This is a genomic window from Citreimonas sp., assembly GCF_042096055.1.
GTDB lineage: Bacteria > Pseudomonadota > Alphaproteobacteria > Rhodobacterales > Rhodobacteraceae > Citreimonas.
Genome location: NZ_JBELMH010000087.1, coordinates 1 through 12419 on the forward strand (window position 1 = coordinate 1; position 12419 = coordinate 12419).

At 70.0% G+C, this 12419-nt stretch carries 12 protein-coding genes; 4 read left to right on the top strand and 8 right to left on the bottom strand.

Translation table 11 applies throughout. From position 1 onward, the window contains the following. The 7 genes from ACFDTC_RS15290 to ACFDTC_RS15320 all read right to left on the bottom strand — a co-directional run. Window positions 1-1149 (bottom strand): PstC family ABC transporter permease (locus ACFDTC_RS15290; protein WP_375259749.1); only part of this gene is annotated, 1149 nt, incomplete at its 3' end. 85 nt (window positions 1150-1234) lie between these two features. Beyond that, window positions 1235-2281, bottom strand: coding sequence for a substrate-binding domain-containing protein (locus ACFDTC_RS15295; RefSeq protein WP_375259750.1), 1047 nt, complete (start codon window positions 2279-2281; stop codon window positions 1235-1237). 167 nt (window positions 2282-2448) lie between these two features. Next, on the bottom strand, window positions 2449-3486 hold the full coding sequence (locus ACFDTC_RS15300) for a sensor histidine kinase (protein WP_375259751.1): 1038 nt from the start codon (window positions 3484-3486) through the stop codon (window positions 2449-2451). After that, complete coding sequence (locus tag ACFDTC_RS15305) at window positions 3486-4676, bottom strand: trans-sulfuration enzyme family protein (protein WP_375259752.1); 1191 nt, start codon at window positions 4674-4676, stop codon at window positions 3486-3488. Before ACFDTC_RS15305 ends, ACFDTC_RS15300 begins: the two co-directional genes overlap by 1 nt. 63 nt (window positions 4677-4739) lie before the next feature. Further along, window positions 4740-5261, bottom strand: a complete 522-nt coding sequence (locus ACFDTC_RS15310) for a gamma carbonic anhydrase family protein (RefSeq protein ID WP_375259753.1) — start codon at window positions 5259-5261, stop codon at window positions 4740-4742. After that, entirely contained in the window at window positions 5258-5899 is a 642-nt protein-coding gene (gene gmk, locus ACFDTC_RS15315; protein WP_375259754.1) for a guanylate kinase, read from the bottom strand. The genes ACFDTC_RS15310 and gmk overlap by 4 nt, the downstream gene beginning before the upstream one ends. A 9-nt stretch (window positions 5900-5908) precedes the next feature. Continuing rightward, window positions 5909-6811: a YicC/YloC family endoribonuclease gene (locus ACFDTC_RS15320; RefSeq protein ID WP_375259755.1), complete on the bottom strand. Its 903-nt coding sequence runs from the start codon at window positions 6809-6811 to the stop codon at window positions 5909-5911. A gap of 52 nt (window positions 6812-6863) precedes the next feature. On the opposite strand from ACFDTC_RS15320, the gene ACFDTC_RS15325 reads away from it, so the two are divergent. Beyond that, entirely contained in the window at window positions 6864-7829 is a 966-nt protein-coding gene (locus ACFDTC_RS15325; RefSeq protein WP_375259756.1) for a PAS domain-containing protein, read from the top strand. Between the two features lie 88 nt (window positions 7830-7917). Here ACFDTC_RS15325 and ACFDTC_RS15330 read toward each other — a convergent pair whose 3' ends face one another. Then, window positions 7918-9288: a class II 3-deoxy-7-phosphoheptulonate synthase gene (locus ACFDTC_RS15330; protein WP_375259757.1), complete on the bottom strand. Its 1371-nt coding sequence runs from the start codon at window positions 9286-9288 to the stop codon at window positions 7918-7920. Window positions 9289-9522: 234 nt separating this feature from the next. Between ACFDTC_RS15330 and ACFDTC_RS15335 the strand changes: the two genes are divergently transcribed. From ACFDTC_RS15335 to ACFDTC_RS15345, 3 genes are all read left to right on the top strand, one after another. Next, a complete protein-coding gene (locus ACFDTC_RS15335) occupies window positions 9523-10548 on the top strand; it encodes a GlxA family transcriptional regulator (RefSeq protein ID WP_375259758.1) in 1026 nt (341 codons plus the stop codon). A gap of 170 nt (window positions 10549-10718) precedes the next feature. Then, window positions 10719-11903 (top strand): ABC transporter substrate-binding protein, encoded by a 1185-nt coding sequence (locus ACFDTC_RS15340; RefSeq protein WP_375259759.1) that lies wholly within the window; start codon window positions 10719-10721, stop codon window positions 11901-11903. Window positions 11904-12022: 119 nt separating this feature from the next. Further along, window positions 12023-12419, top strand: a 397-nt coding sequence (locus tag ACFDTC_RS15345) for an ATP-binding cassette domain-containing protein (RefSeq protein WP_375259760.1), incomplete at its 3' end; no start/stop codon positions are given.

The window sequence follows — 12419 nt, forward strand, 5'->3', positions numbered from 1 at the left end:
CGTCTCGGACTGGGTGGCGCCCAGGCCGTAGCTGCCGTCACGCAGGCTTTGGGGCACCGCGTTGATGATGTCGTCGGACAGCGACGAGACGAACGGGATCAGCATGATGCCCATCACAAGCCCCGCCGTCATCACCGCCGTGCCCGAGCGCATCCAGCCGAGGCCGTCGTTGCCGAAGACCTCCATCAGCAGCGGCCCCACCGTCAGCAGCGCGAAGAGGCCGTAGACGATGGTGGGGATGCCGGCGAGCACCTCGAGCAGCGGCTTGGCCACGGCGCGCACCCGGCGGCTGGCGTATTCCGACAGGTAGATTGCGGCGAACAGCCCGATCGGCACCGCCACCATCAGCGCGATGGCCGAGATGTAGAGCGTGCCCCACAGCAGCGGCCAGATCCCCAGCTCGGACCCGCCGCCGAAACTGGGCGACCAGGTGAGCGAGCCGAAGAACTCGGACGCCGGATAAAGGCGGAAGAACGCGACCGTGTTGAAGATCAGCGACAGCACGATGCCCAGCGTCGTCAGCACGGCGAGCGAGGCGGCCGCGACCAGCACCGCGCGAAGGCCGGTCTCGACCGCGTTGCGGGCGCGGAACGCGGCGCGCGTCTCGGCCAGGCCCCAGACGAGGCCCGCCAGTGCGAGCAGCAGGACCGCGCCGCTCATCAGCCGGCCGCCGGCGATCTCGAAGCCGCGCATCTGCTGCGCGGCGGTGATGACCGGGCGTGGCAGCTCTCCGGGCACGATGCGGCCGGCCTCGCGCAGCGAGGCGATGACGCGCTGCTCGGCGAGCGTGGCGCTGGCGGCCTCGTCCGCGGACAGGATGCCCGCGTCGACCGCGGCGCGCAGCCCGGTGGCCGTGCGCTGGACCTCGGACATCACCAGGTTCATCGACGAGCCTTCGGTCACCACGCCGTCGGGCAGGTCGCCCGCGACCATCAGGCTGACGAGGAAAGGCTGCGCCAGCAGCCAGACGATCAGCAGCCCCGCGGCGGGCACGCCCGTTTTCAGCGCGACGTTCCAGCCGTAATAGGCCGGCAGCGAGTGCAGGTTGCGGTGATCGCCGCCGGCGTCGGACAGCGCCTTGCGGCGGCCCGTGGCGAAGCCCGTCAGCGCCAGCGCCGCGAGGATCAGGACCAGCCAGAGCACGGGCATCGGCATCCTTTCGGTTGTGGGTGCGGACCGGCCGGTCCGCGTGGATGGGGTGCGGGCGCGCGGCCTGCGGCGAGAGGCGTCGGGGTCAGGACCCCTCTTGCGCCATCGTGACCTCGTTCTCGATCTTCGCCTGGGTTTCGGCCAGTTCGGGATCCGAAACCAGCCCGTAGGTGGCCAGCGGCCCGGTCGGGCCGGCCAGCGGGTCGGCGACGAAGAACGACGCGAATTCCTTGAGGCCCGGGATCACGCCGATATGCGCCTTCTTGACGTAGAAGAACAGCGGCCGCGACACCGGGTATTCCCCCGAGGCGATGGTCTGCGCGGTCGGCTCGACCCCGCCCATCGTTGCGGCCTTCAGCGTGCTGGTGTTGTTCTCGTAAAACGACAGGCCGAAGACGCCGACGCCCTGGGGGTTCGCCTCGATCCGGGCGAGCGTTTCGGTGTAGTCGCCGTCGATGTCGACGGCGCGCCCGTCGGTGCGGACGCTGATGCAGGCATCCTCGGCCTCGTCCTCGGACAGGCCCATGTCCAGCATCGCCTGCAGCGCGCCGCTGTCCTCGCAGCCGGCCAGCATGACCTGCTCCTCGAAGACCTCGCGCGTGCCGTGCTTGGTGCCGGGGATGTAGGCAGCGATCTCGACGTCGGGCAGGTCCGGGTTCACCGCGGCCCAGCTGTCGTGCGGGTTCTCGATTATCGCGCCGTCGCGCGGCAGACGCTCGGCCAGTGCCTGGTACCAGTCGGCGGGTTGGAAGGCGTCGAACCCCGGCCCGTCGATGCTGCTGGCGAAGACGATGCCGTCATAGCCGATGCGCACCTCGATGATCTCGGTGACGCCACTGGCGGCGCACGCCACGATCTCGCCCTCGCGGATCGGGCGCGAGGCATTGGCGATGTCGATCGTGTTCTCGCCCACGCCCTCGCAGAACCGCGCGAGACCGGCGGACGAGCCGCCCGATTCGACCACCGGCGTGGGAAAGTCGGTGTTGTCGCCGAAGGCTTCGGCGATGATCGAGGCATAGGGCAGCACGGTGGACGATCCGGCCACCTGCACGTTGTCGCGCGTCTGCGCCGCCGCACCGGTCGCGCAAGCGGCGGCCAGCGCTAGGGCGGAGAGGGTCGGTTTGCACGGCATGACACGTTCCTTTCCCGTTGCGGAGCGATTCCGCGGCGATCCGGGTCCGGCCCGGTCGCGCGCGGCCCTTCTGTGACAGGGACGTAACAGTTATATGACAGCATCGGTTTCCCTCGCGTCATCTTCGGCTTTCCGTCCGCACGACGGGCGCCGGGGGTCCTCGGCCTTCAGCCGGCGTCGGCGGGCAGGACCACGGTGAACTCGGTCCCCTGCCCCGGCTGGCTGGCGACGCGCAGCCGGCCGCGATGGCGGTTGACGATGTGCTTGACGATGGCGAGGCCCAGCCCCGTGCCGCCCTTCTCACGCGAGCGGTGGCTGTCGACGCGGTAGAAGCGTTCGGTCAGGCGGGGGATGTGGAACGCCTCGATCCCCGGCCCGGTATCGGCCACCGAGATGCGCACGCCGGGCCCGCGCAGCCCCGGCTGGTACTCGGGCCCGGACAGGGTCACCGTGACACGCGCGCCGCGCCCGGAATACTTGATCGCGTTCTCGGCGAGGTTGGTCAGCACCTGCCGCAGCTGGTCGTCGTCGCCGATGATCGTCACGCCCATGTCGGGCAGCACGACGCGCAGCTCGATCCCCGCGCTTTCGGCCAGCGGCTGCAACCCGTGCAGGGTCGAGCGGATGACCTCGGCCAGCTTGATCCGCGTGGTCGGGCGCACCCGTTCCTCGGCCTCGACCCGGCTGAGCGACAGCAGGTCGCCCACCAGGCGGTTCATGCGCTGCGCCTCGAGCGCCATGATCGACAGGAAGCGCTCGCGCCCGGCGGCGTCGTCGCGCGCGGGGCCGCGCAGCGTCTCGATGAAGCCTATGAGCGCGGTGAGCGGCGTGCGCAACTCGTGGCTGACATTGGCGACGAAATCGCGCCGCATCTGGCCGGCCTGCTCCAGGTGCGTGACGTCCTCGAAGCACACCAGCGCGCCGCGCCCAGACTCGAGCGGCAGCGCGCGGACCGAGACGCGAAAGGTGGTGTCCTGCTCGCCGTCGTTGGTCAGGTACTCGGCCTCGCGCGGCTCGCCGTTGCGCAGGCAGGCCTCGACCGCGTCCAGCAGCACCGGCTGGCGCAGCGCGGTGATGAAGTGCCGGCCCGCCAGTCCCGGGCCCAGCAGCGCCGCGGCGTCGGCGTTGGCCGCCTCGATGCGCTCGTCGCGGCGGATGGCGAGCGCGGGCAGCGGCACCGCGTCCAGCATCCCCGCGGCCTGCATCAGGCGCTCCGCGCGGCGGCCAGGCCCGCCTCGAACGTCTCGATCAGCGCCTCGGGGTCCTCGAGGCCGACCGACACGCGGAAGAACCCTTCCGAGATGCCCAAGGCCGCGCGCCCCTCGGGCGTCAGCGCGCGGTGCGATGAGGACGGCGGGTGCGACAGCGTGGTGCCGACGTCGCCCAGCGTCGGCGCGAAGGCGATGCCCTCGGCGGCGGCGGCGAAGGCGTTGGCGGCGGCGCGGCCGCCCTCGATCTCGAAGCTGACCATGTTGCAGCCCTGCCCGCGCAGCACCGCCTGCGCGCGCGCCGCATCCGGGTGATCCGAGCGCGTCGGGTAGAGGACGCGCTTCACGCCGGGCTTGCCTGCGAGATGCGCGGCCAGACGCTCCGCCGTGTCCTGCGCGCGGGCGAAGCGCAGTTCGAACGTCGCCAACCCGCGCTCGGCCAACCAGCAATCGAAGGGGCTGGCGGTCATGCCCATGGTGGTGGCGAAGACGCGCATCGCATCGTTGAGCGCCGCCTCGCGCGCGCCGACCCAGCCCAGGGTCACGTCGGAATGGCCCGCCAGCAGCTTGGTCACCGACTGGATCACCACGTCGGCGCCGTGATCGACGGGGCGGATGGCGGCGGGCGTGGTGAAGGTGTTGTCGACCACCAGCAGCACGCCGCGGTCGCGGCAGAGCGCTGCGATGCCGTCGAGATCGGCGATGCGCAGGGTCGGGTTCGACACGACCTCGATCAGCACGAGGCGCGTCTCGGGGCGCAGCGCGGCCTCGATCGCCGACGCGTCGGTCGGATCGGCCAGCGAGGTCGCCACGCCTAAGCGCGGCAGGTCCTCCTTCATCATGCGCAGCGAGCGGCCGTAAAGCTGGTCGGCTCCGACCACGTGGTCGCCCGCCTTGGTCAGCCCGAGCAGCACCGCCGCGACCGCCGCCATGCCCGACCCGGTCACCACGCCGCCCGAGACGCCCTCCATCGCGTCCAGCCGGCGCGCCAGCGCGTCGGCGTTGGGATGCCCCTCGCGCGCATAGGCGTAACCCTGCGTGCGCCCCTCGTACTGCGCGTCGAGCGTGTCCGGCGTCTCGGAGGCGTAGACCACCGACGGCATGATGGGCGTCACGACGGGGCGCGAGGCGCCCATGCGCGGAACGACCGGGCGTTGCAGGCTGGGCTTCATCGGGGCGTCGGTCATCGTGGTCTTCTTCTGCTTGAAAATATCCGGAGAGCGGCCGCAAGGCCGCGAGGGGCAGAGCCCCTAGCCTTCCTTCAGCCCCTTGGCGAACCGCGCCGCGTTCTCGCGGTAGCGCAGCGCCGAGGCGCGCAGGCCTTCGATCGCCGCCGCGTCGAGCTGCCGGACCACCTTGGCCGGCACGCCCATGACCAGGCTGCCGTCGGGGATCTCCTTGCCCTCGGTCACCAGCGCGCCGGCGCCGATCAGGCAGTCGCGGCCGACCTTGGCGCCGTTGAGCACGGTCGCCCCCATGCCGATCAGCGTGTTGTCCCCGATCGTGCAGCCGTGCAGCATCGCCTTGTGTCCCACCGTGCAGCCCGCGCCGATCACCAGCGGAAAGCCGGGATCGGAATGGCACACGACGTTTTCCTGCAGGTTCGTGCCCGCGCCGACGGTCATCGGCTCGTTGTCGCCGCGCAGCGTCGCGCCGAACCAGACCGAGGCGCCCTCGCCCAGCGTCACCTTGCCGATGACATGCGCGCCCGGCGCGATCCAGACGTCCCCGCCCAGTTCCGGCGCGTGGCCGTCGAGTGAATACACGCTCATAGCAGGTCCTCGAATTGCGATTGCAGCGCGCGGACGTGGTCGGTCAGCGCCGGTTGCTGGCTGCGACGCAGGCGGGCGGCGGTCACCACTGCCTTGAGGCAGGCCTCGGTCTCGTCCAGGTCCTCGTTGATCAGCACGTAGTCGTAGCCGCCCCAGTGGCTGATCTCGTCCCAGCTCTTCTGCATGCGCTTGGCGATCACCGCGGCCGAATCCTGGCCGCGCAATTCCAGCCGGCGCCGCAACTCGGCGATCGAGGGCGGCAGCAGGAACACCGACAGCGTGTGCAGCGTCAGCGGTGAATTGGCGATCTGCTGCGCGCCCTGCCAGTCGATGTCGAACAGCACGTCGTTGCCGGCGGCGATGGCCTTCTCGACGGGCGCGCGCGGCGTGCCGTAGAAATTGCCGAAGACATGCGCGTGTTCGAGCATCTCGCCGTCGCGCACCATGCGCTTGAACTCGGTGTCCGAGACGAAGAAGTAATCCTGCCCGTCGACCTCGCCGGGGCGCGGCGCGCGCGTGGTGGCCGAGACCGAGAACTCGATCGTCGGGTCCCATTTGCGCAGGCGCTTCGACAGCGTCGACTTGCCCGCGCCCGAGGGCGACGAGAGGATGATCAGAAGGCCGCGCCGGTCGGACATCTTCGCCCCTTACTCCACGTTCTGCACTTGCTCGCGAAACTGCTCGATCACGGTCTTGAGGGCGAGGCCCGCCCGGGTCAATGCCGCGTCGTTCGATTTCGAGCACAGGGTGTTCGCCTCGCGCATGAACTCCTGGCAGAGGAAGTCCAGCTTGCGGCCCACGGGCGCGTCATCCGCCAGCAGGTCGCGCGCGGCAGCGACGTGGGCGCGCAGGCGGTCGAGCTCTTCGGTGACGTCGGCCTTCACCGCCAGCAGCGCCAGCTCCTGCTCCAGCCGGCCGGTCGAGAGGCCGTCGCCCGCGATGTCGGCGTTGTCTGTGATCCGCGCGATCTGGGTGCACAGGCGGTCGCGCAAGCCTGCGTCGCGCGCGCCGGCGGATTGCGCGGCCTCTTCGGTCAAGGCGGCGATCTCGTCGAGCTGGGCCAGCAGAACGGCGTGCAGGCGCGCGCCCTCGTCGGCGCGCATCGCGCAGAAGGCATCGAGCGCGCGGGCGAAGTCGGCCACCAGCGCGTCGCGCAGCGCCGCGTGATCGGCCTGCGGCGCCTCGGCGGTCATCACGCCGCGCAGGGTGACGATGTCGGCGGCGCGCGAGGGCGCCAGCGTCATGCCGCGCCCCAGCGCCTCGGCCTCGACCCGCGCGAGCGCGTCCAGCGCCGCGGCCATTGCCACCTCGTCGAGGTGCAGCGTGCCCTCGCCCGCCCCGGCCGAGATGCGCAGACCGACCTGCACCGATCCGCGCGCGACGCGGGCCTGCACGGCGGCGCGCAGCGGCGGCTCGAGCCCGTCGATCCAGTCCGGCAGGCGGAGGCGCAGGTCCAGGCCCTTGGCGTTGACGCCGCGGATCTCCCATGTCCAGTCGTGGCCCGCGCCCTCGGCGCGGCGGGCGGCGAAACCCGTCATCGATTGCAGCATGCCCTGGCCTTTCCGTGTCGCCCGCGCCTTCGGGTATCTCCACGGGCCACGCATGGCAAGCGCGCGACAGGGACTGCCATCGCGCGCGGCCGTTAACCCTTGCTTAACAAATGTGAGGATTTCGCGGCAAAATCGGATATATTCAATCCAAGGTATTTCGGATGACACGGCTGTGGGCCGGCGGGCCCTTCGGGGCTTCGTCGGCCGACGGCGCCGGACGATGCGGCAAGGATTGGGAGTGGTGACGATGTTTGGCAATGGCAGGAACGATCGCGGCGGAAGGAATGACTCCGGCGTCGTATCGCTGACGACGCACGAAAAATCGCGCAATTCCACCGCGATGCGCGTGGTCGAGGCGTACTGGCACGGTCTGGCCGTGGACGGCCAGGTACCGCTGCGCAGCGCAGTCGACCCGCGCGGCATGGAAAGCGCGCTCGAGAACGCCTTCCTGCTCGAGCGAATCGCGCCCGGAATGGCGAAGATCCGCGTCGCCGGCGGGCACCTGTCGGACATCATGGGCATGCAGGTCACCGGCATGCCGCTGTCGACGCTGATCGCGGCCGAGGATCGCGACCGTTTCGCCGACGCGATCAAGACGATGTTCGCCGACCCCGCCATCGTCCGCCTGACGCTGGCGGCGCAGGAAGGCTTTGGCCGGCCCGCGATCGCGGGGCAGATGATCATCATGCCGCTGCGCTCGGATTTCGGCGAGGTGACGCGCGCGCTGGGCGCCTTCGTCAGCGACGGCCGGATCGGCCGCGCGCCGCGCCGCTTCGCCGTCCGGTCGGTGGATGTCGAGCGGATCGGCACCGGGTCTTCGCGCGCGGTCACGCCACTGCAGCGCGACGCGATCACCCCTGCCCCGGCGCCCACGTTGCGCGGCGACCGCCTGCCGACGCCGCGCCCGACGCTGGCCACCGACGCGCCCCGGCTCGGTGCGCCTGCGCCAACCCGCGGGACGGGTGCCGACCGCCCGGTGGCGCGTGGACACCTGACGCTGGTCGTCTGCAACGACTGAGCCTTTTCGCGGCCCGCTTCGCTAAAATTAACGGAAAAAGCCCGGCCAATTGGCCGGGCTTCGTCGTGTCTGGTCGGGCGGCCGGCGTTCAGCCGTGGGCGGCGTCCGGTATGACGCTGCGCCGGGCCGTCAGTTCCTCGGCCACGAGGAAGGCCAGTTCCAGCGACTGCGTCGCGTTGAGGCGCGGATCGCACGCCGTGTGGTACCGGTCCGACAGGTCCTCGTCCGTCACCGCGTGCACGCCGCCGGTGCATTCGGTCACGTCCTGGCCGGTCATCTCGAAATGCACTCCGCCGGGGACGGTGCCTTCCGCGTTGTGCACGGCGAAGAACTCCTGCACCTCGCGCAGCACCAGCTCGAACGGCCGGGTCTTGTAGCCCGAGCCCGACTTGATCGTGTTGCCGTGCATCGGATCGCACACCCAGGTCACGGTCGCACCTTCGTCGCGCACCGCCTTGATCAGGCGCGGCAGATGCTCGGACACCTTGCCTGCGCCGAAGCGCGCGATCAGCGTCAGGCGGCCGGCTTCGTTGTTGGGGTTGAGCTTGCGCATCAGCACCTTGAGGTCGTCGGCCGTGGTGGTCGGGCCGCATTTCAGGCCGATCGGGTTCAGCACGCCGCGGGCGAATTCCACATGCGCGCCGTCGGGCTGACGCGTGCGGTCGCCGATCCAGATCATGTGACCCGAGCCCGCCAGCCACTTACCGGACGTGGAATCGAGCCGGCACAGCGCCTCTTCGTATTCCAGCAGCAGGGATTCGTGGCTGGTGTAGAAATCGACCGTCTGCAGCGTGTGCGCGCGCTCGCTGTCGACGCCGGCGGCCTTCATGAAGTCCAGCGTGTCGGTGATGCGGCTGGCCATGTCGCGGTACTTGGCGGCCTTCTCGCCCTCGGTGAAGCCCAGCGTCCACTGGTGCACCTTGTGCACGTCGGCGTAGCCGCCGGTCGAGAAGGCGCGCAGCAGGTTCAGCGTCGCCGCCGCCTGCGTGTAGGCCTGCAGCATGCGCTTCGGGTCGGGGATGCGCGATTCCGGCGTGAAGGCCAGCTCGTTGATGATGTCGCCGCGGTAGCTGGGCAACTCGACGCCGTCCTTGACCTCGACCGGCGCGCTGCGCGGTTTGGCGAACTGGCCGGCCATGCGGCCCACCTTCACCACCGGCACCTTGGCGCCGTAGGTCAGCACCATCGCCATCTGCAGCATCACCTTGAAGGTGTCGCGGATGCTATCGGCGCTGAACTGGTCGAAGGCTTCGGCGCAGTCGCCGCCCTGCAGTAGGAACGCCTCGCCGCGGCCGGCGGCGCCGAGCTGGGTCTTGAGCTTGCGCGCCTCGCCCGCGAAGACAAGCGGCGGATACTTGGCCAGCTGCGCCTCGACAGCAGCCAGAGCTGCGCCGTCGGTATAGTCGGGCATCTGCACCCGCGGCTTGGCGCGCCAATCCGTTTTCTGCCACTCGGTCATCTGTTCTCTCCGCATCCTCTTGTCGGCGTTGACGGGCCCTGCATAACCCGATGGACGCCCCGGTGGCCATAGTGCATCCGCGACATCCCTTGACGCTATCGTCGCACTCTGACCATCTGGAGCGCAGTCGGAACCGTCACGCCGCGGGCGTGCCCGACCCTGCGCCCAAGGCCGCGTCGCGCGGTGCCGGGCGCGTGACAAGACGCCCCCAGCGGGTGCCATCAGGGACGCGCCATGCCGCAACCGCCCCGCCAGTCCGTCGCGATCGTCGACGCCCCCGAACGGCCGCGCCGCTTCGTCTTCGTGCTGTTGCCGCGCTTCACGATGCTGTCCTTCGCCTCGGCGGTGGAATGCCTGCGCATCGCCAACCGCGTCTCGGGCCGGCGGCTTTACGAATGGATCATCACGGGCGAGCCCGAGGACGACGGCGACGGCCCCGAACACGTCACCAGTTCGGCCGGGGTGGCGTTCCGGCTGGACACCGCCCTGCCGGAACTGACGCGCGACGACACCGCGATCCTGTGCGGCGGCATCGACGTGGCGGGCGCCACCACGAAGACGCTGCTGAACTGGCTGCGGCGCGAGGCGCGGCGCGGCCCGCAGCTGGGCGGGCTGTGCACCGCCGGCTGGTCGCTGGCGCGCGCGGGCCTGCTGGACGGCAAGCGCGCGACCATCCACTGGGAGAACCACGACAGTTTCTCCGAGGAATTTCCCGACGTGACGCTGACCAAGTCGGTCTTCGTGCGCGACGGCAACCGGATGACCACCGCCGGCGGCACCTCTTCCATCGACCTGATGCTGAAGGTGATCGCCGACGACCACGGCGAGGACCTGGCCGGCGCGGTGGCCGACCAGCTGATCTACAACGCGATCCGCACCGACCAGGACACGCAGCGCCTGTCGGTGCCCACCCGGATCGGCGTGCGCCACCCCAAGCTGAGCCAGGTCATCCACAAGATGGAGGCCAACATCGAGGAGCCGATCAGCCCCGCCCTGCTGGCGCACGAAGTCGGCATGTCGACGCGCCAGTTGGAGCGGTTGTTCCGCCGCTACCTCAATCGCAGCCCCAAGCGCTACTACATGGAATTGCGGCTGCAGAAGGCTCGCAACCTGCTGATGCAGACCGACATGAGCGTGATCAACGTGGCGCTGGCCTGCGGCTTCACCTCGCCCTCGCACTTCTCGAAGTGCTACCGCGCGCACTACCAGACCACGCCCTACCGCGAGCGCGGCACCCAGGCCACGCGAAACCCGGCCTGACGCCCCCGCCGCGCTGCGCAACGCGTGACGCGCGCCCTGCCGCAACGTCACGCCCGTGCGCCGGTTGCAACGCTACACATGGCGGCCCCGGCGTCTTCGGAGGCTCTTTTCTTTTGCAAGGGCCGCGCCTAGGCTGCGCGCCGGACAACGATCCAACATGGGAGTGGACGATGAAAAAGTATCTTGCTGCGACGGCGGTTTGCGCGCTCACGGGCGGCACCGCGATGGCGCAGGACGTGCCCGTCGGCATCATCATGGGCTTCACCGGCCCGATCGAATCGCTGACGCCGCAGATGGCCGCCAGCGCCGAGCTCGCGATGACGGAAATCAACGAAAGCGGCAACTTCCTGGACGGCCGGACGCTGGTTCCCGTGCGCGCCGACAGCACCTGCATCGACAGCGCCGCCGCCACCGCCGCGGCCGAGCGTCTGGTCACCTCGGAAGGCGTCGTCGCCATCGTGGGCGCGGACTGCTCGGGCGTGACCGGCGCGGTCCTGTCCAACGTCGCGGTGCCGAACGGCGTGCCGATGATCTCTCCGTCGGCCACATCGCCGGCGCTTTCGGAAGCCGAGGACAACGGCCTGTTCTTCCGCACCGCGCCGTCCGACGCGCGTCAGGGCCAGGTCCTGGCCGACATCCTGAACGAGCGCGGGATCACCGAGGTCGCCGTGACCTACACCAACAACGATTACGGCAAGGGGCTGGCGGACAGCTTCACCGCCGCATTCGAGGAGCAGGGCGGCACGATCACGCTGTCGGCGGCGCACGAGGACGGCAAGGCCGACTACTCCTCCGAGGTCGCGGCGCTGGCCTCGGCCGGCGGCGAGCTGCTGGCCGTGTTCGGCTATTCCGACCAGGGCGGCAAGGGCATGATCCAGTCGTCGGTCGACACCGGCGCCTTCGACACGTTCATGCTGGGCGACGGCATGTACAGCGACGCGCTGACCGCCGACCTGGGCGATTACCTGAACGGCAGCTTCGGCGCGGCCCCCTGGTCGGAAGGCGAAGGCGCGGACCGCTTCCTGCAGATCGCCGGCGACGCGGACATCAACGGCGAGTCGACCTACACCCGCGAAAGCTATGACGCGGCGGCGCTGATCGCGCTGGCGATGATGGCCGGCGGCGAGGCGACCTCGGCGGCTGTGGCGGAAAACGTCTTGGACGTGGCCAACGCCCCGGGCGAGAAGATCATGCCGGGCGAGCTGGGTAAGGCGCTGCAGATCCTCGCCGATGGCGGCGACGTGGACTACGACGGCGCGACCGCGGTCGAGCTGATCGGACCGGGCGAGGCCTCGGGCACGTACCGCTACTACGAGATCGTCGACGGCCAGTATTCGACGGTTGATTTCAAGTAAACTTCTATGCATGAAGCGCGCGGCCCGGACAGAGTTCCGGGCCGCCGCCATTTCGGCCGTGCCGCCCGCACGCAAGAACGAAGCCGCGCCCCGAAGGCGCGCATGACCGGGGAAGACGCTTGATCGAAGTCAGGGACCTGCACCGCCATTTCGGCGGCTTCCACGCCGTCGACGGCGCGTCGCTGCGGATCGAGACGGGCTCGATCACCGGGCTGGTCGGTCCCAACGGCGCGGGCAAGACGACGCTGTTCAACGTGATCGCAGGCGCCCTGCCGCCGACCTCGGGCCAGGTGATCATGGACGGCGAGGACATCACCGGCCTGCCGCCGCACGAGCTGTTCCACAAGGGCCTGCTGCGCACCTTCCAGATCGCGCACGAATTCTCCTCGATGACCTGCCGCGAGAACCTGATGATGGTGCCGGGCGGGCAGTCGGGCGAATCCATCTGGAACGCGTGGATCGGCCGCTCGCGCATCGCGCGCGAAGAGGCCGCGCTGTTGAAGAAAGCCGACGAGG

Bases quoted from the DNA above. Each gene is read 5' to 3' on its own strand.
- ACFDTC_RS15305 (WP_375259752.1), bottom strand. From the start codon at position 4,676: ATGACCGACGCCCCGATGAAGCCCAGCCTGCAACGCCCGGTCGTTCCG.
- ACFDTC_RS15330 (WP_375259757.1), bottom strand. From the start codon at position 9,288: ATGACCGAGTGGCAGAAAACGGATTGGCGCGCCAAGCCGCGGGTGCAG.
- ACFDTC_RS15295 (WP_375259750.1), bottom strand. From the start codon at position 2,281: ATGCCGTGCAAACCGACCCTCTCCGCCCTAGCGCTGGCCGCCGCTTGC.
- ACFDTC_RS15320 (WP_375259755.1), bottom strand. From the start codon at position 6,811: ATGCTGCAATCGATGACGGGTTTCGCCGCCCGCCGCGCCGAGGGCGCG.
- ACFDTC_RS15310 (WP_375259753.1), bottom strand. From the start codon at position 5,261: ATGAGCGTGTATTCACTCGACGGCCACGCGCCGGAACTGGGCGGGGAC.
- gmk (WP_375259754.1), bottom strand. From the start codon at position 5,899: ATGTCCGACCGGCGCGGCCTTCTGATCATCCTCTCGTCGCCCTCGGGC.
- ACFDTC_RS15340 (WP_375259759.1), top strand. From the start codon at position 10,719: ATGAAAAAGTATCTTGCTGCGACGGCGGTTTGCGCGCTCACGGGCGGC.
- ACFDTC_RS15300 (WP_375259751.1), bottom strand. From the start codon at position 3,486: ATGCAGGCCGCGGGGATGCTGGACGCGGTGCCGCTGCCCGCGCTCGCC.
- ACFDTC_RS15325 (WP_375259756.1), top strand. From the start codon at position 6,864: ATGGCAAGCGCGCGACAGGGACTGCCATCGCGCGCGGCCGTTAACCCT.
- ACFDTC_RS15335 (WP_375259758.1), top strand. From the start codon at position 9,523: ATGCCGCAACCGCCCCGCCAGTCCGTCGCGATCGTCGACGCCCCCGAA.